The organism is Halanaerobacter jeridensis, assembly GCF_016908315.1.
Classification (GTDB): Bacteria; Bacillota; Halanaerobiia; order Halobacteroidales; family Halobacteroidaceae; genus Halanaerobacter; species Halanaerobacter jeridensis.
The window spans coordinates 268,582-289,865 of record NZ_JAFBDQ010000001.1; the positions used below are offsets into that span (position 1 = coordinate 268,582).

General features: G+C 31.9%; 18 protein-coding genes. All 18 read left to right on the forward strand.

From position 1 onward, the window contains the following. Positions 1-266 precede the first annotated feature (266 nt). The 18 genes from pdxR (at position 267) to pstB (ending at position 21,231) form a co-directional block, all read left to right on the forward strand. On the forward strand, positions 267-1,736 hold the full coding sequence (gene pdxR, locus JOC47_RS01345; RefSeq protein ID WP_204700157.1) for a MocR-like pyridoxine biosynthesis transcription factor PdxR: 1,470 nt from the start codon (positions 267-269) through the stop codon (positions 1,734-1,736). A 271-nt stretch (positions 1,737-2,007) separates the two neighbouring features. Next, positions 2,008-2,703, forward strand: a complete 696-nt coding sequence (locus tag JOC47_RS01350) for a response regulator transcription factor (protein WP_204700158.1) — start codon at positions 2,008-2,010, stop codon at positions 2,701-2,703. Further along, positions 2,696-4,585 carry a HAMP domain-containing sensor histidine kinase gene (locus tag JOC47_RS01355; protein ID WP_204700159.1) on the forward strand — a complete coding sequence of 630 codons (1,890 nt, stop codon included), beginning with the start codon at positions 2,696-2,698 and terminating at the stop codon, positions 4,583-4,585. Before JOC47_RS01350 ends, JOC47_RS01355 begins: the two co-directional genes overlap by 8 nt. Beyond that, positions 4,566-6,329 carry a two-component system histidine kinase PnpS gene (pnpS, locus tag JOC47_RS01360; RefSeq protein WP_204700160.1) on the forward strand — a complete coding sequence of 588 codons (1,764 nt, stop codon included), beginning with the start codon at positions 4,566-4,568 and terminating at the stop codon, positions 6,327-6,329. The genes JOC47_RS01355 and pnpS overlap by 20 nt, the downstream gene beginning before the upstream one ends. Before the next feature lie 275 nt (positions 6,330-6,604). Continuing rightward, the gene (pgeF, locus tag JOC47_RS01365; RefSeq protein ID WP_338035300.1) at positions 6,605-7,351 is read left to right on the forward strand and encodes a peptidoglycan editing factor PgeF; all 747 of its coding nucleotides are present in this window, start codon (positions 6,605-6,607) and stop codon (positions 7,349-7,351) included. A gap of 16 nt (positions 7,352-7,367) precedes the next feature. Beyond that, positions 7,368-8,063: a response regulator gene (locus JOC47_RS01370; RefSeq protein WP_204700161.1), complete on the forward strand. Its 696-nt coding sequence runs from the start codon at positions 7,368-7,370 to the stop codon at positions 8,061-8,063. Positions 8,064-8,212: 149 nt separating this feature from the next. Continuing rightward, positions 8,213-9,682, forward strand: a complete 1,470-nt coding sequence (gene putP / locus JOC47_RS01375; RefSeq protein WP_204700162.1) for a sodium/proline symporter PutP — start codon at positions 8,213-8,215, stop codon at positions 9,680-9,682. A gap of 19 nt (positions 9,683-9,701) precedes the next feature. Next, positions 9,702-11,063: an alanine/glycine:cation symporter family protein gene (locus JOC47_RS01380; RefSeq protein WP_239550839.1), complete on the forward strand. Its 1,362-nt coding sequence runs from the start codon at positions 9,702-9,704 to the stop codon at positions 11,061-11,063. Between the two features lie 187 nt (positions 11,064-11,250). After that, positions 11,251-12,282 carry a substrate-binding domain-containing protein gene (locus JOC47_RS01385; RefSeq protein ID WP_204700163.1) on the forward strand — a complete coding sequence of 344 codons (1,032 nt, stop codon included), beginning with the start codon at positions 11,251-11,253 and terminating at the stop codon, positions 12,280-12,282. Between the two features lie 57 nt (positions 12,283-12,339). Beyond that, positions 12,340-13,677, forward strand: coding sequence for an ABC transporter substrate-binding protein (locus JOC47_RS01390; RefSeq protein ID WP_204700164.1), 1,338 nt, complete (start codon positions 12,340-12,342; stop codon positions 13,675-13,677). 89 nt (positions 13,678-13,766) lie between these two features. Then, complete coding sequence (locus JOC47_RS01395) at positions 13,767-14,630, forward strand: carbohydrate ABC transporter permease (protein ID WP_204700165.1); 864 nt, start codon at positions 13,767-13,769, stop codon at positions 14,628-14,630. Beyond that, positions 14,630-15,445 carry a carbohydrate ABC transporter permease gene (locus JOC47_RS01400; protein WP_204700166.1) on the forward strand — a complete coding sequence of 272 codons (816 nt, stop codon included), beginning with the start codon at positions 14,630-14,632 and terminating at the stop codon, positions 15,443-15,445. The genes JOC47_RS01395 and JOC47_RS01400 overlap by 1 nt, the downstream gene beginning before the upstream one ends. 77 nt (positions 15,446-15,522) lie before the next feature. Continuing rightward, a complete protein-coding gene (locus JOC47_RS01405) occupies positions 15,523-16,218 on the forward strand; it encodes a glycerophosphodiester phosphodiesterase (RefSeq protein ID WP_204700167.1) in 696 nt (231 codons plus the stop codon). A gap of 303 nt (positions 16,219-16,521) precedes the next feature. After that, on the forward strand, positions 16,522-17,442 hold the full coding sequence (locus JOC47_RS01410; RefSeq protein WP_204700168.1) for a phosphate ABC transporter substrate-binding protein: 921 nt from the start codon (positions 16,522-16,524) through the stop codon (positions 17,440-17,442). A gap of 78 nt (positions 17,443-17,520) precedes the next feature. Next, entirely contained in the window at positions 17,521-18,342 is an 822-nt protein-coding gene (locus JOC47_RS01415; RefSeq protein WP_204700169.1) for a phosphate ABC transporter substrate-binding protein, read from the forward strand. Between the two features lie 261 nt (positions 18,343-18,603). Continuing rightward, positions 18,604-19,515: a phosphate ABC transporter permease subunit PstC gene (pstC, locus tag JOC47_RS01420; protein WP_204700170.1), complete on the forward strand. Its 912-nt coding sequence runs from the start codon at positions 18,604-18,606 to the stop codon at positions 19,513-19,515. After that, the gene (gene pstA / locus JOC47_RS01425; protein ID WP_204700171.1) at positions 19,512-20,375 is read left to right on the forward strand and encodes a phosphate ABC transporter permease PstA; all 864 of its coding nucleotides are present in this window, start codon (positions 19,512-19,514) and stop codon (positions 20,373-20,375) included. Before pstC ends, pstA begins: the two co-directional genes overlap by 4 nt. Before the next feature lie 88 nt (positions 20,376-20,463). Beyond that, positions 20,464-21,231 carry a phosphate ABC transporter ATP-binding protein PstB gene (gene pstB / locus JOC47_RS01430; protein ID WP_204700172.1) on the forward strand — a complete coding sequence of 256 codons (768 nt, stop codon included), beginning with the start codon at positions 20,464-20,466 and terminating at the stop codon, positions 21,229-21,231. The last annotated feature ends 53 nt before the right edge of the window (positions 21,232-21,284 follow it).

Consider the following 21,284-nt stretch of genomic DNA (forward strand, 5'->3'; position numbering starts at 1 on the left):
TTAATCGCTCCTTTACAGTTGATTTTAGATACAATATAATAATTGTATGGGTCTATTGTTTAAAAATATAAATTGTATCCATGATTAATTATATACAATCATTAATTGTATTGTCAAGAGGGGAACAATAAAAAGTTAATAATTAGCAATTAGCTTTAAAGAATAAAATTATTATTAATGTTGATATGATAAGGGTTTAAGGGTTAATTTTCATTGTTAGAATCAGAGAAAAATTAAAAAAATATAAATGCAGTGGAGGTATTGTAATGATTGAATCGATACAATTAGACAAAAATAGTGATAAATATTTATATCAGCAATTATATAGTCAACTAAAGAATTTAATCTTAACTGGAGAATTAGAAGTAGATACAAAATTACCGCCAATTAGAAAGTTAGCTCAGCAGTTAAGTGTTAATAATGTTACTATAGTTAATGCTTATGATCTTTTGGATGAGGAAGATTTAGTTTATAAAAAAGTAGGTAGTGGAACTTTTGTGGCTCCAGTGAATACTGAAGTTAATAGTCAAAGAAAAAGTGAATTAGATGAACAAGTTTATATTGATGAAGATACTAAATTTGTACAGCAAGAAGAGATAATTAATTTTGCTACAGGAGCGCCAACGCCTGATCTATTTCCAATTGCCCCATTCAAAAGATTGATGAATAAAGTACTTGAAAGGGATCGAGGTTATGCCTTTGGTTATCAAAAAAGTCAAGGGTATTATCCATTACGTAAAACAATTGCAGAGTATGTAACACAATATGGGATTGAAACTAAAGCGGAAGAAGTACAGATTGTTTCTGGAGCTCAGCAGGGAATTGATATTTTAGCGAAAACTTTTTTAGATTATGGAGATACTGTTTTTGTTGAACGTCCTACTTATCCAGGGGCAATTTCTGTATTTGAATCACGACGAGCTAATATTGTAGAAATTCCAATGACGCCACAAGGAATTGATGTTGAGATTATGGAAGAAAAATTACAAGAATATCAACCTAGTTTTTTATATTTAATGCCTAATTTTCAAAACCCAACTGGTTACAGTTATTCTAAAACTAAAAAAGAAAAGGTATTAAAATTAGCAGGTAAATATGATTTAAAGATTATAGAAGATGACTGCTTAAATGATTTAAATTATAGTCAACAGCGAAGTTTAACTCTTAAAGAATTAGATAGTAACAATCAAGTGATTTATTTAAAGAGTTTTTCAAAAGTATTTATGCCGGGTTTACGTTTAGCTTTTTTATTAGTGCCTAAAGTTGATTATGAAGATATCTTGATGTCTAAATATTTATCTGATATTTTTACCGATGGATTAGTGCAGCGAGTATTAGAACTTTATTTCAAAGAAGAAGTGTGGGAAGAGCAAATAGAAAAATTAAAACAAACTTATCACCAACGCTATCAAACTATGATTCAAGCTTTAGAAGATTATTGTCCTTCAAATGTTAATTATAATCATCTGCAAGGGGGATTAAATTTTTGGTTAGAACTACCAACTGATATTAATGACCAAAAACTACAAAAATTAGCTTTAGAACAAGGGATTAATATTGCTCCCGGAACGGTGTTTTATATTAGTAATCCTCCCAGCAATAAATTAAGATTGAGTATAGCAGCAGTAGATGAAAAAGAAATTACCAAAGGAATTAAAAAGCTGAGCCAAATAATTAAGAAATTACTAAAAGATAAAGATTATGCACTTGATAAATCTATTTTTCCTATTGTATAGAAAAATATAAAGTGTAACTTTCGGGATTGAGATAAAATAATTTCTTCGCTTATAAATCTAGATTTAAAGACGTTGCGAAACAATTTTATCTCAATCCAAGGCAGTTTTACTTTAAATGTGGGGGCAGAGATATACTATTTTGAGATTGCTTGTTTTTTTGATCGTGCATTTTGGTTTTGAATTTACTACTAGCCACTAGCTTTTATCTACTAGCTAGTGGCACGATAGTGCCACTTTATATAGATTATGCTTTGTTAACGGAGGGGATAATATGGCGGATAAAAATATTTTAGTAGTTGATGATGATTATAATGTTCATGAAATTTTAGAAATGTACTTAAAGGAAGAAAATTATAAAATGATAAGTGCTTATAATGGAGAAGAAGCATTAGAAAAATTAAATAACAATAAAATTGATTTAATTGTATTAGATATTATGATGCCTAAAATGGATGGAAAAGAAGTAGTCAAAGAAATAAGAAAAGATAATGAAGTAGCAATCATTTTTCTATCTGCTAAGAGTGAAGAATTTGATCGTGTCCTGGGTTTAGAATTAGGAGCAGATGATTATGTTACTAAACCATTTAGTCCGCGGGAAATGGTTGTTCGAATCAAGACTGTGCTTAAACGGATTGATAGCAATCAATCTAATAATAATGTAACGGAGCGAGAAATCATTGAGTATCCTAATTTAAAAATTGATTTATCAGATAGGGAGGTTAAGGTTAAGGGAGAGGTTATTGATTTGTCTCCTAAGGAGTTTGAGTTATTAATTTTATTAGCCCGTAATCCAAGACAAGTTTTTGAGCGGGACCATTTGTATGAACGGATTTGGGGGCTAGATCATTATGGTGATATGAGGACAGTGGATGTTCATATTAATTGGTTGAGGGATAAGCTAGATTTAGATTATATAAAAACTGTGTGGGGGGTAGGTTATAAATTTGTGAGTGATTCAGATGTTTAAAAGTTTATTTAGTAAGATAATGAGTAGTTATATTTTGATTCCTACCTTGATTTTAATAGCCTTATTTGTGTTTCTACCTTATAATTTAGAGAGTTACTTAGCTCAACAAAAGAAAGAAGAGTTAGTAAAAAACGGTAAAGAAATTAGTGAGATTATTGCCTCTGAAGATAGAATTGATATTAATAAAATATTATCTTCTTTTGCTCAATCTTTAGATACCAATTTAGTTTTAATCAATGAATCAGGGCAGATTGTTAACCGTAGTCGAGGAGTTATGAGGATGATGAATCAAATTCCTACAGGACCAATGATGAGAAATTCTAATGGGCATCGGGGAATGATGATGCCTAATTCTTCACATATGCATCAATCAATGCAGAATGAGTCTATGCCGAATAATCAATTTCAAAATTTAATGGGCCTAAAAGAAGAACTAAAAAAAGTTTTAAATGGAGAGATTATTTCTTTCAAGGGGGAAAACAAACATCTAGAACAAGCTATTATTGCTGTCGGAATTCCGATTAATGATGGTTCATCACGAGCTTTATTTTTGATTTCCCCGATGCACGATTTTGAAAATGCTATTGATAATATCAGAATGTTAACCTTACAGGTAGTAATAGGAGCAATTATTTTTGCTTTGCTTCTAGGGTATATTATATCTAAAAGCATTACAGAACCGATTGCTGAGATGAAAAAGAAGGTGAATAAGATTACTGATGGAGATTTTTCTACTAAATTAGAGGATTTGCCTGATGATGAATTGGGGGAATTAGGGCAAAGCTTTAATTATATGTCTGCTAAATTAGAAGAAAATCTAAGTGAATTATCTACAGAAAAGAATCGAATGCATGAAATGTTAACTAGTATGACAGAAGGGGTATTGGGGGTAACTGCTACTGGTGAAATAATGTTAAGTAATACTATGGTCAAAGAAATCTTAAGCTTAAAACAATCATTACAAGGAAGATATTTTTCTGATTGTTTGCCTCAAGATTTAAGTGAGATAATTAGTCAGGTTTTAAATAATAACGAAGAACAGGAAATAGAGTTTGAACTTAATGATCAAATACTAACTGCTCAAGCAGCTCCGGTGAAAAAATCAGATAAAGAGTTATGGGGTGTGATTATTTTAGTGAGTGATATCACTGAAATAAAACGTTTAGATGAAATGAGACGATTATTTGTAGCTAATGTATCTCATGAGTTAAAAACTCCTTTGACTTCAATTCAAGGTTATTTAGAAGCTATATTAGATGGAATGGTTGAAGATGAAGAAAAAGAACAGGAGTATTTACAGCGTGTGTTGAATGAAACTGATAGAATGTCTAATTTGGTGGGAGATGTATTAGATTTAGCAAAATTACAGTCTAAACAGTTTGAATTTGAATTGCGACCTGTTAATCTGAAGACATTGATTAGCTCTGTGTACAATAATTTAGAAAATAGTTTAGGAGATAAAGAATTAATATTAGATATCCCCGAAGAAGTCTATGTTAAAGCAGACCGTGATAAATTGAAAGAAGTAATAATTAATTTGTTGAGTAATGCTATTAAATTTACATCTGCGGAGGGAACAATTGAAATTGATGTACAAATGAATAAGAAGCAAGATAAAGTAATAGTTAATGTGATTGATGATGGAGTAGGGATTCCTAAAAATGAGTTAGCTCATATTTGGGAAAGATTTCATCAAGTGGATCGTTCTCGTAATCCTGACCAACAAGGAACAGGGTTGGGGCTAGCAATTGTTAAAGAAATAATTACAGGAATGAATGGTCAAATAAATGTCGAAAGCACTGTAGGAGTAGGCAGCAAGTTTAGCTTTTCATTAGAAATATCTAATAAAGGGGTTTCTAGCAATGATGAAAAAATTACGTAGTATTAGACTAAGAATAGTAGTATTATATTTAGTATTATTAACGGTTGCTTTATTATTTGCTGGTTTCTTTTTACAGAATTCCTTAAAGGGTTATTTTTTGCAGTGGTTTGATAAACGCTTAATTGGTGAAATGAATTTATTAATTAGAATTACTAAACCTTTAATTGAGAAAAAAGAAGCAAAAAAATTAGATGATTTAGCAGAAGAATATGGAAAGAAATTAGAAGCTAGAATTACAATTGTAGATAGGCAAGGAATAGTATTGGCTGATTCAAGAGAAGAACCAAAAGAAATGGATAATCATCTACAACGTCCCGAAATACAGCAAGCTTTGCAGACAGGTTTAGGAAAAGAAACCCGTTATAGTGCTACTTTAGGTTTAGATATGAAATATTTAGCTATTCCTATTAAAAGTCAAGGTAATGTAATTGGCATTATGAGAGTAGCATTAGATTTGAGTAAAATAAAAAAGATGTATCGTGGTATTTGGTGGGTTCTATTTCAAGTAGGGATTATTACATTCTTTATTTCTATAATATTATCATTAAAATTTGCTAGTAATATTACGGAGCCTATTGAAAAAATGACTAATATAGTAGAAAGAATAAGTGAGGGTTCTTTGGACCAAAAAATTAAGATTGATACTAAAGATGAGATTGGTCAATTGGCAAAAATGTTTAATCAAATGGTGAATAGAGTTAAAGAAAAAGTAGAACAAATTTCTAATGAAAAAAGTAAAATTGAAGCCATAGTAGGTAGTATAGGTGATGGAGTAATTGCTGTCAATTTAAATAAAGAAGTTTTATTAATTAATTTAGCAGCACGTGATATTTTTAATGTGGAAGAAGATGTGATTGGAAAATCATTAATCAATATTACTAAAAATCACAAATTAGAAGAATTAATAGATGAAGCGCTTAGTAAATCAGAATCTTTAACAGAAGAAATCGAACTATTATTACCAGAAGAAAGGACTTTTAGAATTCGTTTAGCTCCTATTATTAGAGAAGAGAAGGCAATTGGAGTAGTTATTAGCCTAAGAGATATTACTGATATTAGACAATTGCAACAGATGAGAACTGAATTTGTGAGTAATGTATCTCATGAACTCAAAACGCCATTAACCTCAATTAAAGGTTATGTAGAAACCCTTCTTGAAACTGAAGCTGATGAGGAGACATATGAATCATTTTTAGAAGTTATTAAAAATGAAACTAATCGCTTAGAATTATTAATAGATGATATACTTAATTTATCTAAAATTGAATCTGGAGTTAATGAATTAGAGAAAAAAGTAGATATTAATAAAGTAGTTAGTAACTTACTTTCTTTATTAAAGCCTAAAGCTGTAGATAAAAATATTAATTTGAAATTAGCTCTAGATGATAATTTACCTTTAATTAACGGAGACTATAATCAATTATCAAGAATGATGATTAACTTAATTGATAATGCAATTAAATATACTCCTGAAGGGGGAAAAGTTGAAGTTGAAGCTAGCTCAAAAGACCAAAAGTTAGTAGTAGAAGTTAAAGATAACGGGATAGGGATTCCAGAAGAAGATTTGGTCCGTATTTTTGAGAGATTTTATCGTGTTGATAAGGGGCGAAGTAGAAAATTAGGCGGTACGGGACTAGGGTTATCTATTGTTAAACATATTGTAGAGAATCATCATGGTGATATTAGAGTAGATAGTGAAGTAGAGCAAGGGACTACATTTACTATCGAATTTCCTATTGCATAATAATCGCTTAATTTTAGATAATAGTTAAAGGTTTAGATTATTATCTAAAAAGTATTGAATAATTAAGATAGAGTTCTCTTGAAACATTTTAAATAAAAAAGGAAAAGTTTAGTTTTTGTATAATTAATAAGTAGAGGCTTTAATGATACTTCAAATTAGAAGTTGATATTTAATATATTTTTTTATTGTCTTGAATAGGGGGTTTAATCATTTTCAAATTAGAAGAAAAGAATGGGGTTAAATATTATCAAATTGAAGAATTTTCTCGGACCGGAATTGTTGATCATTGTTTCTCAACTAGGGTTGGTGGGGTGAGTAGTGATCAATACAGTAGTCTGAATTTGGGTTTACATGTAGCTGATAACAGTAATAATGTAATTAAAAACCGAAAGTTAGTGGTTAATCTTTTCGGAAATGATTTAGAAGATTTAGTAGCTGGGGAACAAGTACATGGTAGTAATATTAAAGTTGTAACAGAAAAAAATTGTGGTCAAGGTGCGAGGGAATATAAGACTTCCCTTTCCCAAACTGATGCTTTAATTACTACTGAAAAAGGTGTATTATTAAGTTCATATTATGCTGATTGTACTCCTTTGTTTTTTTTAGCTCCAGATATTCCAGCTGTAGGCTTAGCTCATGCAGGTTGGAAAGGTACTGTAAATAAAATAGGACAAAAAACTGTTTTAAAAATGAAGGAAAAATTCGATATTAATATAAGTGAGTTATTAGTAGGGATTGGACCTCATATTGGTCTTTGCTGTTATCAAGTAGGAGAAAATGTAATAGATAAATTAGCAGAATCATTTACAAAATGGCGTTCTTTGCTGCAAAAGCAAGAAGGTGACAAATGGAAGTTAGATTTAACAAAAGCTAATCTAATGCAATTACAAGAAATTGGAGTAAAAAATAAGAACATAATTAGTAGTGATTTGTGTACTTCTTGTGAGGAAGATCTTTTTTATTCTTACCGTAGAGATAATGGACGAACAGGACGTATGGCTAGTTTAATTAAAATAAGATAGCGGAGGCTAGATAACTATGGGAAATAAGATTTTAGTAGTTGATGATGAAGAAAATATAGTAAAATTAGTTAGTTATAACCTAGAACAAGAAGGGTATGAAATTATTACTGCCAATGAAGGTAAAGAGGCCTTAGCAAAGATAGAACAAGAGAATCCAGATTTAATGATTCTTGATTTGATGTTACCTAAGGTTGATGGTTTCGATATTTGCCGTAAAGTTCGTAAAGATGGTAATACTAATAATTTACCGATTATTATTTTGTCTGCTAAAGAAGAAGAAATTGATAAGATTTTAGGATTAGAACTAGGAGCAGATGATTATGTGACTAAACCATTTAGTCCGCGTGAATTAATTGCTAGGGTTAAAGCAGTGTTAAGAAGGGTTGATTATACTGCAGATGAAGAAAAACAAGAAGTTTTAAAAACTGGTGCGGTTGAATTAGATTTAAAGAAGCATCAAGTTCGAATTAACGATAAGGAAATTAATTTAACCCCTAAAGAATTTGAACTATTATCAATTTTGATTAAGCATCCTGGGCAAGTATTTTCACGAGATAATTTATTAGGAGAAATTTGGGATTATAATTATCATGGTGATACTAGAACAGTAGATGTACATGTTCGTAGGTTGCGTAAAAAAATAAGTGAATATAGTGAGCAAAAGCATATTATTACTGTTAGAGGAGTAGGATATAAATTTAAAGAGGATTAATAAGTAAATTTTATTTTACATATAAATACAATTTGTATTTAAGCCTAGAATCAATTGATTCTAGGCTGCTTTTTTTGAATAAAAATTATATTTATGCTAAGATAATAAAGACCCAATCTAAAAATAAATAGTGGAGGGATGTAGCTAATATGATTGATGTACAAGCTTTAATTACATTTATTATTTACTTTATTTTTCTAATGTTTGTAGGTTATTATTTTTATAAGAATACTACAACAGTAGAAGATTACTTACTTGGTGGTAGAGGGATGGGCAGTTGGGTAACTGCTTTATCTGCTCAGGCTAGTGATATGAGTGGTTGGTTATTGATGGGTTTACCTGGTGCTGTTTATGCTGGAGGTACTAAAGAATCTTGGATTGCTATTGGATTGTTTATCGGTACTGTGCTGAATTGGCAGTTTGTAGCACCTAGATTAAGAGTTTATACTGGTAAATTAAATTCAATGACTTTAGCTTCTTTTTTTGAAGATAGGTTTAAAGATCCAACAGGTTTAATTAGAATTTTAGGTGCGATCATAACTCTGATTTTCTTTACTATCTATGCTTCTTCTGGTTTAGTAGCAGCTGGGAAATTATTTAAAGCTATGTTTAGTATTGATTATAGCTTAGCAGTTTTAATTGGTGGTTTTGTGATTATTTTATATACTTTTTTAGGTGGTTTTTTAGCAGTTTGTTGGACTGACTTATTTCAGGGCTTATTGATGTTCTTTGCTATTACAGTAGTTCCTATGCTAGCTTATGATAGTGTGGGAGGATTTGCAGGAGTTAAAGAAGCAATGTTAGCTCGTGATATTTCAACTAATATAATACCTGAAGTTAGTATGCCGTTGATTGCTATTATTTCTACAATGGCTTGGGGTTTAGGTTATTTTGGTCAGCCCCATATTTTAGCTAGATTTATGAGCATTGATTCAATTAAAAAGATACCAAAGTCGATGACAATTGCAATTGTCTGGGTCTTTATTTCTTTGGGAGGAGCAATCGTAGTAGGATTAATTTCAATTCCGATGTTCGCTTCTATTCCTGATCCAGAATGGGTTTTTATTGAGATGATACGAAATATCTTTAATCCTTGGGTTGGAGGTATATTACTGGCAGCTATTTTATCAGCGATTATGTCGACAATTGATTCACAATTACTTGTTTCTTCTTCAACTTTAACAGAAGATTTTTATGATAAGATTATTAATCGGGATGCCTCTGAAAAAGAATTAATGCATGTAGGAAGAATTTGTGTGTTATTAATTTCAATTGTCGCATTATTTTTAGCTATGGATCCTGATAGCACAGTTTTAGGATTGGTTTCCTATGCTTGGGGTGGATTTGGAGCAGCATTTGGTCCAATAGTTTTATTTGCCCTTTTCTCTCGAAAAACAAGTTGGAAGTCTGTCTTAACTGGTATGCTAGTAGGGACAATAGTCTTAGTAGTTTGGAAACAGATTGGCTTAGGGGCTACAATGTATGAAATAGTTCCTGGTTTTATTGCTAATGTATTAACAATTACGATTATGAATTTATTCTATCCAGCGCAGAATGAAGAAATATTTGCAGAGTTTGATGATGTAGTTTATAAAACAAAACATAAATTAACTAAGTAACTAGGGGTGAGTAGTGATTATGGAGCAGATAATCAATTTTTTCAATCAACTAAGTAGTTTTGTCTGGGGACCAGTAGCGATTATTTTATTATTAGGAACAGGGATTTATTTATCAATTAAGTTAAGATTAGTTCAAATAAGAAAATTAAAATCTGGATTTCAAATTTTATTTGGTCTGGATGAAGAAGAAGAAACTAAAGAAGGAGAAATTAGTAATTTTGAGGCTTTGACTTCAGCTTTATCTGCTACAATTGGAACAGGAAATATAGCAGGAGTAGGAACTGCTATTGCTTTAGGAGGACCCGGAGCCTTATTTTGGATGTGGGTTACAGCTTTTTTCGGTATGGCTACTAAATATGCAAGTTGCTTACTAGGGTCAAAATATAGAGTAATTGATGAAAATGGAGAAGCAAGTGGAGGCCCGATGTATTATTTAGAAAAAGGTTTAAATCAAAAATGGTTAGCTTTATTATTTTCTTTATTCGCTATTTTAGCTTCATTTGGGATTGGAAATATGGTGCAGGCAAATTCAGTAGCTGAACCATTGCAAGCTCATTTGAATATTCCCAAAGGTATTACGGGGGTTGTTTTAGGAGCTTTAGTCTGTTTAGTGATTATTGGAGGAATTAAAAGAATTGGTAAAGTTGCTAGTAAAATAGTACCATTGATGTCAGCGGTTTATATTATAGGAGCAATGACTATTATTATAAGTAATTTTCAGCAATTGCCTGCTGCTATTACTTTGATTATTAAACATGCCTTTAGCCCTACTTCTGCAATAGGTGGTTTTGCAGGTTCAGCGGTGATGATGACATTGCGTTATGGAATTGCTAGGGGAGTATTTTCTAATGAAGCAGGATTAGGTAGTGCTCCGATGGTTTATGCTGCTGCTAAGACTGATAAAGCAGTTAGAGAAGGATTGGTAGCAATGGTAGGTCCCTTGATTGATACATTAATTATTTGTACAATGACAGGTTTAGTGATTATTACGACTGGTGCTTGGAAATTAGTGAATCAAGCAACTGGGGAAGGATTTATTGGTGCTGAGTTAACTGCGAAAGCATTTAATTTAGGCTTACCTGGCCCAGGGCGATATTTAATAACTTTTAGTATTGTTTTCTTTGCTTTCTCCACTATTTTAACGTGGTCTTATTATGGAGACCGGTCAATTAAATATTTGTTTGGGTCTGAATATGTATCAGTGTATCGCTGGATTTTTGTCTTGATTGTACCGCTAGGCGCTAGCCTAAAATTAGATTTAGTTTGGGCATTGTCTGATGTGGCTAATGGGTTAATGATTTTTCCTAACCTAATTGGTATTTTAGGTTTATCAGGTGTAGTATTTAAGATGACTAAAGATTATTTTGCAAAAAAAATATAGTGAATTATTTAAAGAGATAGGGGGGGAGAATTTACCCTATCTCTTTGTTTTGGTTTAAAACATTGCATAAAAAAATTTTTTATGGTAAAATAATAACAAGGAATTTATGCAAGCGATTGCATTAAACCTAATTGATAGCTAAAATTTAAAGTTATAGTTGCTTTATAAGATTATAGGGAGTGATGTAGTGCAAAAGGTAACGATGAAAGATGTGGCTAAGTTAGCTGGGGTTTCGACATCTACTGTATCTAGGGTTGTATCTGATGATGATAGAATAAGCCAGGATACCAAGGAAAAAGTATTGGAAGTAATGGAAAAATTAAATTATTATCCGAATTCAGCAGCTAGAAGTTTAGCTAATAAAGAAACAGAGATAATAGGACTAGTGATGCCTTCATATGAAGAAGATATCTTTATTAATCCTTTTTTCCAAGAAGTTTTAAAAGGGGTTAGCTCAATTACATCTAAAAATTCTTTTGATATTTTAATTGCTACTAATCATGAAGGAGAAGATGATTTAGATGTGTTGAAAAGAATTGTTCAGACTCAAAGAGTAGATGGCTTAATTTTAACTCGGTCTAAAAAAGACGATGAAGGTATTAAATACTCAAAAGAACATAATATTCCTTTTGTATTGATTGGGAGCTGCTTAGAATACGATGATATTCCAGCCGTTGATAATGATAATAAACAGGCGGCTTACAATTTGACATCACTTTTGATTAATAAGGGGAGGAGAAAAATAGCTTTTATAAGTGGCGAAATAAATTCAATTGTTACTTTAAAAAGATATAAAGGCTATTTAAATGCTCTACAAGAACATGATATCGAAGTTAATGATGATTATTTTATATCTGATGAATTTTTAGAAGAGAGCGGATATAAATTAATGTCTGAATTGTTAAAATTAAATGATAAGCCTGATGCAATTGTATGTGCTGATGATTTGATCTGTGTTGGGGTTTTAAAAAGAATTAAAGAATCAAAGAAATATAATGTCCCAGAAGATATAATGCTTGCTAGTTTCAATAATACTATATTAGCGAAATATTCTAATCCAACTATAACTTCGGTTGATATTAACTCTGTCCAATTAGGGAAAAAAGCCAGTAAAAAATTAATTAATAATTTAAATAAGAAGTCTAAAAGTGATAATAGTAAAGAAATTTTAGATTATAAGATTATAAAACGAGACTCAACTTTGTTGAATAACGAGTAATAGAAGTTTTTTTATTTTATGCAACCGTTTGCACAATAAAAAATGGGAGAGATTTATATGAAATCAAAAGGAAAGTTAATGGTAATTTTATCACTTGTGTTAGTATTTGGATTATTAATAACAGGTTGTGGTGCTGATGATACAAAGTCTACTACTGAAAATTCTTCTGATGAGAATTCTGCTGCAAAAGTAAAGGTTAATATTTTTCAATTTAAAGTTGAAGTTAAGGATGCATTAGAAGATGCTGCTGAAAAATATATGGCAGAAAATCCTAATGTAGAACTTAAAATTCAGACTGTTGGTGGAGGCGATGATTATGGTGCTGCTTTAAGGTCAAAATTTGCTTCAGGCAATGAACCAGCAGTATTTAATGTAGGTGGTCCTCAGGATGTAGCAGATTGGAAAAATAAGCTGGAAGATCTATCAGACCAGAGTTGGGTTGATTTAGCATATAATGGAGTTTTGGATGGAGTTACAGTTGATGATAAAGTTTTTGGATTGCCATTTAATCAAGAAGGCTATGGTTTTATTTATAATAAATCTATTTTTAAAAAAGCTGGAATTGAGGCAGAATCTATTAAAAGTTATGCTGAATTAAAAGCAGCTGTAGAGAAGTTAGATAGTCAAAAAGAAGAATTAGGATTAAAGTCTGTATTTGCTTTTCCTGCTAAAGAAACTTGGGTAACAGGATTACATTTATCAAATGCAGCTTTATCTAATGAATTTGAAAATGTATTGAAAGCATATGAGTCAAAAGAGGTTGACTTTAAATATGGTGAAGGTTTAAAGAAATTAATAGATTTACAAGCTGATTATGCATATAAGCCCGATGGAACAAAGGGCTCTTTAAATGCTGTTGATTATGCTACGCAAGTTGAAGAATTGTTTTCTTTAGAACAAGTTGCAATTATTCAACAAGGTAATTGGGCTTATGGAAGTATTGCAGGAATAGATAAGCAAGTAGCTCAAAATGTTGGATTTTTACCAATGCCAGTAGTGGGATCTACAGAGGATTCTATTCCTGTAGGAATTCCAATGTATTGGGCAGTAAACAATGCTAAAAGTAAAGAAGTTAAAGATGCTGCTAAAGATTTCTTGAGTTGGTTATATACTTCTGAGCAGGGAAAGAAAATTGTAATTAATGATTTCGGGTTTATTCCCGCTCTTAGAGGATATGAAGGTCCAGAGTTAGAACCAAGCGATCCATTAGCTAGAGATATTCTAAAATATTCTAATCAAGATCGGACAATGCCTTGGGTATTCATGGGTTATCCATCTGGTTGGGGGATGAATGTTTTAGGGACTAATATTCAAAGCTATTTAGCTGGTGATATGACTTGGGACCAACTTGTGAAAGACTCTCAGAAAGAATGGGCTAAGGCAAGAGAAGAGTAGAAATTATAAAGAAAGAGAAGAAGGCATAATTATGCCTCCTTCTCTTTGCTTAATAGTTAAAAATTTAGTAGATTTAGGGAGTGAAAATAATGAAAAAAAATAAGCTTATTTTTTGGGCTTTTGTAGGACCTTCTTTATTAGCTTTTACTTTAGTTGTTTTAGCACCTTTATTAATGGGGATTTATTATTCTTTTACTAATTGGAATGGAATTGCAGCAAATGTTAGTTTTGTAGGTTTAGATAATTATATAGAAATGTTTAACGATAGTAGTTTTTTAGATTCTTTTATATTTACTACTAAATTTACTATAGTTTCTGTTATAGCTGTTAATGCAATTGGTTTTGCTCTAGCTTTGTTAGTTACAAGAGGCTTAAAAATAAGTAACTTTTTGCGGACTATTTTTTTCATGCCCAATTTAATTGGTGGTTTGATTTTAGGGTTTATTTGGCAGTTTATTTTTACTAAAGGATTTGCGGCATTAGGAGAGTTAACTGGGCAAGGATGGTTATTAGGTTGGCTATCTAATCAGGAAACTGGATTTTGGGGTTTAGCAATTTTGTTAGCCTGGAAAATGTCTGGTTATGTAATGGTTATTTATGTAGCAGGAATTCAAGGAATCCCAGAGGAGTTAGTTGAAGCAGCTAAAATAGATGGTGCTAATGCTTGGGAGAGAGTCAAACATATTGTCTTTCCACTAATTAGACCGGCTTTTACTGCTAGTCTATTTTTAACTCTCTCTAATTCATTTAAATTATTTGATCCTAACTTATCTTTAACTAGTGGTGGACCAGCCCGCTCTACTGAAATGTTAGCTTTGAATATTTATAAAACTGCATTTACTTTTAGAGAAATGGGTGTAGCCCAAGCTAAGGCAGTTATATTTTTGATAGTTGTTGGTATTGTAACTCTTACTCAAGTCCATTTCACTAAAAAAGGCGAGGTGGAAATGTAATGAATAAACAAAAGAAATTAATTTTACGAATTATAAGTGTTTTATCTGCAGGATTATTTTTAGTACCATTTTATATTATGCTCATTAATTCCTTTAAAACAAAAAAACAATTGTTTTTAGATACTTTAGGTTTCCCAAAAACTTTTGATTTTAATAATTATATAGTGGCCTGGGAGAGATTAGAGTTTTTAAAAGTATTTTTCAACTCATTAATTATAACTGTAGGTAGTTTAACGATTGTAATTATTTTTTCTTCTATGGCAGCATGGATGTTACAAAGAACTAAATCAAAGTTGAGTACTTTCATCTTTTTTGTCTTTGTTGCTTCTATGTTAATTCCTTTTCAGGCAGTTATGTTACCTTTAGTTAGAATAATGGGTAAATTAAATTTATTGAATATGCCTGGTTTGATTTTTATGTATTTAGGATTTCAATCTAGTTTATCGATTTTTCTATACCATGGTTTTGTTAAAGGGATTCCTAAGGCATTAGATGAAGCAGCTATTATAGATGGTTGTAATTCATTTCAAATTTTTTGGTATATTATTTTTCCGTTATTAAAACCAATTACAATTACAGTATCTGTTTTAAATGCTGTTTGGATTTGGAATGATTATCTCTTACCATCACTTGTAATTAATAAAGAAGCGAGTCATACTATTCCACTACGTATTTTCTTCTTCTTTGGTGAATATACAAAACAGTGGCATTTAGCTATGGCAGGTCTTACTTTGGCAATTATCCCGGTTATAATCTTTTACTTCTTTGCTCAAAAACATATTATTAAAGGAGTTACTGATGGTAGTGTGAAATAATTATATATGAGTCTGTTTAAAGCTGAAGGCGATTTGAAGCCTTCAGCTTTTATATTCTGAATTGTGGGGGGATAAAAATGCTGAAAATAGGTCATCGAGGTACAGCAGCTTTAGCACCTGAAAATACTGCAGCTGGATTTAAAAAAGCGATAGATATGAATTTGGATATGGTGGAATTAGATGTGCAGCTGACTAAAGATGAAGAGGTAGTAGTGATTCATGATTATGATTTGCAGAGGGTAGCCGGAGTTGACGCTAAAATAGCAGATTTGACTTTAGATCAATTAAAAGAGATTGATGTTGCTAGTTATTTTGCAGCAGATTATGCAGAGCAGAGAGTCATGACTTTAACAGAAGTAATTGAGTTAGTTAGAAATGAATTGATGTTAAATATAGAATTAAAAATGATTGCTGAAAAAGAGCAGATATTGATTGATAAAGTGAAAAAAATACTGCGCCAAGAAAATTTTATAGGGCAGGTAATTATATCTTCATTTAATCATTGTTATGTCAAAGAGTTTGGCCCTGAATTCAAAACGGCTGTTTTGATTAACTCTCATCCAGTAGATGTAGTTGCTATGATTGAAAGTGCTAATGCTGATGGTGTTCATCCTAATCATAAATTATTAACTGCAGAATTGATTGAACAAGTACAGCAAGCAGGTTGTTTTGTTAATACTTGGACAGTTAATGATGAAAACAAAATTACTGAACTTAAAAGTTGGGGAGTTGACGGCATTGTTACGGATTACCCAGAGATAATATCTATATAAAGCTTCACTGTACAGTGAAGCTTTATAGCTAGAAGTAAGTAGCTAGGAGCTAGTAGTTAAAAACATAAAATCAAATTCAAAGCTGTGAACTGTTTTATGGTTTTGAATTTACTACTAGCTACTAGCTTTTATCTACTAGCTAGTGGCACTTTATATAGATTATTTTGAGTTTTTACAGAATATTAACACCTTCGTAATTTGATTGTAAAATACACTTGTTATACTTGAGATGGTCAGTGAGAAAGAGACAGGGCAAAAACCCTGTTATAAAAAATCATTACTATTTCTAGGGAGGAATTTAAGATGTTCAATCGGAAAACAGTTGCTTTATCTTTAGTATTACTTTTAACAGTTGGAATGCTATTTAGTGTAGCAGGTCAAGCTAATGCAGGATGGTGGCCATTTGGAGGCGACGAAAAGAAGGAAGAAACTAAGCAAGAGACTAAGAAAACTGAGGAAAATAAAAAAGAAGCTTCAGATAATAAGTTAGTTGTACAAGGTTCTTCTACAGTTTTACCAATTGCTCAAAAAGCAGCAGAGGTTTATATGAATAAAAAAGATGTTGAAATCACTGTTCGTGGTGGTGGATCTGGAAACGGTATTGCAGCATTAATTGATAATGCTACAGATATTGCAGATGCATCTCGATTTATTAAAAAAGATGAGTTTATGCAGGCGAGAGATAACGAGGTTTATCCTGTACCACATAGAGTTGCAATGGATGGAATTGCAGTTATCTTAAATGAAAACAATTCTGTAAGTAACATAACATTAGACGAAATCAAGAAAATTTATACAGGACAAATCACTAACTGGAAAGAATTAGGTGGACCTAACGAAGAAATTGTTGTAGTATCAAGAGACTCAAGTTCAGGTACATTCGAAGTGTTTGGAGAAATTGCTTTAGAAGGAGAAAGAGTTGCTCAAACAGCTTTAATGCAGTCTTCTAACGGTACAGTTGCAAGTACAGTTGCAGAAACTAAAGGTGCTATTGGTTATGTTGGTTTAGGTTACTTAGACAATGCAGGAATTAAAGCAGTTAAAGTTAATGGTGTTACTCCAACGAATGCTACAGTAGCAAGTGGGCAGTTCCCAATTGCTCGTCCATTATTCATGTTCACTGACGGTTGGCCAGAAGGTTTAACTGCACAGTTTATTAACTTTGTATTAAGTGCTGAAGGACAAGAAATTGTTAAAGCACAAGGATATGTTCCTTTACACTAAATAAAAATTAAGATTATGTTATTTGTTTAAAAAGGAAAACGAAAAAATAAAACCCTTAAATTTCAAGGAGGAAAATATATGTTTAATTCAAAAAGTTTAGTGTTAACTTTAGTTGCATTGATGTTAGTTACATTTTCTGCTGGGGCTTTTGCTGCGACTTTAAATATTCAAGGTTCTTCTACAGTACTTCCAATTGCTCAGAGAGCTGCTGAGGTATATATGGAAAACAATCCAGAAGTTAGTATTAGTGTTCGTGGTGGTGGATCTGGAAACGGTATTGCAGCATTAATTGATGATGCTACAGATATTGCAGATGCATCTAGATTTATCAAGAATAAAGAATTAAATCAGGCAGTTGATAACGGAATTCAGCCGGTACCACATAGAGTTGCAATGGATGGAATTGCAGTTATCTTAAATGAAAATAATTCTGTAAGTGATTTAACATTAGACGAAATCAAGAAGATTTATACAGGACAAATCACTAACTGGAAAGAGTTAGGTGGACCTAATAAAGAGATCGTTGTAGTATCAAGAGACTCAAGTTCAGGTACATTCGAAGTGTTTGGAGAAATAGCTTTAGAAGGGGCAAGAGTTGCTCAAACAGCTTTAATGCAGTCTTCTAACGGTACAGTTGCAAGTACAGTTGCAGAAACTGAAGGGGCTATTGGCTATGTTGGTTTAGGTTACTTAGACAATGCAGGCATTAAGGCAATAAAAGTTAATGGTGTAAATCCGACAAATGCTACAGTAGCAAGTGGTGAGTTCCCAATTGCTCGTCCATTATTCATGTTTACTGACGGTTGGCCAGAAGGCTTAACTGCAAAGTTCATTAACTTTGTATTAAGTGCTCGCGGTCAAGAAATTGCTGAGCAACAAGGCTATGTTCCATTACACTAATCTAATTTAGATTGGATACTACTTTTCCAGGGGGAATATCTCCCTGGAAATTTATTTTATAAAAAGAATAAATTGATATAAAAAATCTTGTTAACTTAATTTTAACATTTTGTTAATATTCTATTAACAAAGTTATGTTATTTTATAAATGTATGTGTCTAAGAAATTATATTATTATATTTAATTTGTTAATAATTAATATTCAAATATATAAATGATTCATTTACTACAGGGATTTTAAAATAGGAGGAGAGATATTAAATGCACTGGAAGACAAAAGAGAAAGTAGTGGAAAATGTACTCTTTATTTTTGCCCTCTCTTCAATAATCTTTTTAACGGGGATAGTTATTGTGTTATTTAGAGAAGGGTTACCTATTTTTGGGAAAGTAGGTATTTTGGAATTTATTTTCGGCCCAGAATGGTATCCAACTTATGATCCACCTGGCTATGGAATTTTACCATTGATTATGGGGTCATTTGTAGTGAGTGTAGGAGCAATGATTTTATCAGTTCCCTTTGGAGTAGCTTCTGCAATTTTCATTTCGTATATCTTGCCGAAAAATTTAAAGAAAGTTGTAAAGCCAGTAGTTGAGTTATTAGCTGGTGTACCATCTGTAGTTTATGGTTTATTTGGTATGAAGATTTTAGGACCGTTTATTGCTAAGGTATTTGGTCTGCCGACTGGGTTAACTGGTTTAACAGCAGCAATTATGTTAGGAATAATGGCTTTACCAACTATAATTAGTATTGCTGAAGATGCGATTACTTCTGTACCTAAAAGTTTTAGGGATGCCTCTTTGGCTTTAGGTGCTACACGATGGGAAACAATTCGTAATGTGATTGTTCCTACTGCATCATCAGGAATTGTTACAGGAATTATTTTAGGTATGGGACGTGCAATTGGTGAAACAATGACAGTTTTAATGGTAGCTGGAGGAGCTGCAATAATCCCAGAAATGCCAAGTTTAGCTAAACCTTTAGCTCCATTATTAGATCCGTTACGTCCAATGACGTCTACAATAGCAGCTGAAATGGGAGAAACAGCTGTAGGAAGTCCTCATTACCACTCTTTATTTGGTATAGCAATTATTTTGTTCGTGATCACTCTATTCTTCAATATAATTGCGGATGTATTATCACAACGATTTAAGGAGAAGGTGAGTGGAGAATGAAAAATAATAACTTACAGTATCGTCATTTAAAAGAAAAGTTTGTATTCAGTATATTAGGTTTAACATTATTAGCGGCAGTTGGAATTTTAGGTTTAATTATTTACTTTATTTTTAGCAAAGGAATTGGAGTTGTTGATTTAGAATTTTTAACTCAGATGCCGACTAATGGTATGACTGAGGGAGGTATTTTACCAGCTTTATTAGGCTCATTTTACTTAGTATCAGGGTCTATATTGTTTGCTGCTCCTTTAGGAGTTTTCGCAGCAATTTATATGACAGAATATGCCGATAAGAGTAAAACCCTTAGAATGATTAGAATTGGAGTTAATAATTTAGCTGGTGTACCGTCTGTAGTATTTGGTTTATTCGGTTTATCAGTCTTTGTTAAGTTTTTTAATTTTGGTGTATCAATTTTATCGGGATCGTTAACATTAGGAATTGTTATTTTACCGACAATTATTAGAGCTTCTGAAGAGGCTTTAATGGCTGTGCCTGATGAATATAGACATGCTTCGCTGGCTTTAGGGATTACCAAATGGGAAACGATTAAACGAGTTGTATTACCTGCTTCTATTCCTGGGATTATTACCGGATGTATTTTAGGAGTAGGACGAGTAGCAGGTGAAACTGCACCAATTATCTTTACTGCAGCTACTTTTTATACAGCTAACTTACCTACATCAGTTTTTGATGAAGCAATGGCATTACCTTATCATATTTATGCTTTAGTAACTGCTGGTACTTCACCAAAGCAAGTCCCTTTAGCTTATGGAACAGCAGTAGTATTATTGTTCCTAGTGATTAGTATTAATTTAGTAGCTACTTTGATTAGAAATCATTATGGAAGATTAAATGATTAACTTTTATTGTAAATAGGTGTTGCCTCTTTAAGCTGAAAGATTAAGAAAAATAAGTTAGTAATAAAGTGAAATATACAAGGAGGACTTAATGATGGAAAATGAAACTAAAACGATTGAAATTAAAGATTTAGATTTTTATTATGGTGATTTTCAAGCGTTAGAAAATGTAACTTTTGATATTCCAGAAAATAAGGTTACAGCGCTAATTGGCCCTTCGGGATGTGGAAAGTCAACATTTTTAAGAACAATAAACCGAATGAACGATTTAATAGATGGTACTAGAGTTGATGGTGATGTAATAGTAGAAGGCGATGATATTTACAAAGATGAGATTGATGTTGTAGAATTGAGAAAAGAAGTAGGAATGGTATTCCAAGAACCTAATCCTTTTCCTAAATCTATTTATGATAATATCGCTTATGGGCCAAGAGCTCATGGGATTACTGATACGGAAAAGTTAGATGAGATAGTTGAGAATAGTCTAAAACATGCTGCTTTATGGGATGAAGTTGATGATAGATTAGATCAGTCGGCGATTGGTATTTCTGGTGGACAGCAGCAGCGATTATGTATTGCCCGAGCGTTAGCAGTAGATCCAGATATTTTATTGATGGATGAGCCTACTTCTGCTTTAGACCCTGTGGCAACGGCTAAAATTGAAGATTTGATTGATGATTTAAAAGAAGAGTATACAATTGTAATTGTAACTCACAGTATGCAACAGGCAGCTCGAATTTCTGATTATACTGCTTTCTTCTTAATGGGAGAGGTTATTGAACATGGTCCAACTCAGAAAATATTTGAAAAACCAGAGAACCAAAAGACTGAGGACTATATTACGGGAAGATTTGGATAATAAATCAAACTTGATAAATTTTAACAAGTAGCATATAATTAAATATAATCTAG

Coding starts and splice junctions, on each gene's coding strand:
- JOC47_RS01400 (WP_204700166.1), top strand. CDS start 14,630: ATGAATAAACAAAAGAAATTAATTTTACGAATTATAAGTGTTTTATCT.
- putP (WP_204700162.1), top strand. CDS start 8,213: ATGATTGATGTACAAGCTTTAATTACATTTATTATTTACTTTATTTTT.
- pstB (WP_204700172.1), top strand. CDS start 20,464: ATGATGGAAAATGAAACTAAAACGATTGAAATTAAAGATTTAGATTTT.
- JOC47_RS01410 (WP_204700168.1), top strand. CDS start 16,522: ATGTTCAATCGGAAAACAGTTGCTTTATCTTTAGTATTACTTTTAACA.
- JOC47_RS01405 (WP_204700167.1), top strand. CDS start 15,523: ATGCTGAAAATAGGTCATCGAGGTACAGCAGCTTTAGCACCTGAAAAT.
- JOC47_RS01390 (WP_204700164.1), top strand. CDS start 12,340: ATGAAATCAAAAGGAAAGTTAATGGTAATTTTATCACTTGTGTTAGTA.
- JOC47_RS01380 (WP_239550839.1), top strand. CDS start 9,702: ATGGAGCAGATAATCAATTTTTTCAATCAACTAAGTAGTTTTGTCTGG.
- pdxR (WP_204700157.1), top strand. CDS start 267: ATGATTGAATCGATACAATTAGACAAAAATAGTGATAAATATTTATAT.
- JOC47_RS01370 (WP_204700161.1), top strand. CDS start 7,368: ATGGGAAATAAGATTTTAGTAGTTGATGATGAAGAAAATATAGTAAAA.
- pnpS (WP_204700160.1), top strand. CDS start 4,566: ATGATGAAAAAATTACGTAGTATTAGACTAAGAATAGTAGTATTATAT.
- pstA (WP_204700171.1), top strand. CDS start 19,512: ATGAAAAATAATAACTTACAGTATCGTCATTTAAAAGAAAAGTTTGTA.
- JOC47_RS01350 (WP_204700158.1), top strand. CDS start 2,008: ATGGCGGATAAAAATATTTTAGTAGTTGATGATGATTATAATGTTCAT.
- JOC47_RS01395 (WP_204700165.1), top strand. CDS start 13,767: ATGAAAAAAAATAAGCTTATTTTTTGGGCTTTTGTAGGACCTTCTTTA.
- JOC47_RS01415 (WP_204700169.1), top strand. CDS start 17,521: ATGTTTAATTCAAAAAGTTTAGTGTTAACTTTAGTTGCATTGATGTTA.
- JOC47_RS01355 (WP_204700159.1), top strand. CDS start 2,696: ATGTTTAAAAGTTTATTTAGTAAGATAATGAGTAGTTATATTTTGATT.
- pstC (WP_204700170.1), top strand. CDS start 18,604: ATGCACTGGAAGACAAAAGAGAAAGTAGTGGAAAATGTACTCTTTATT.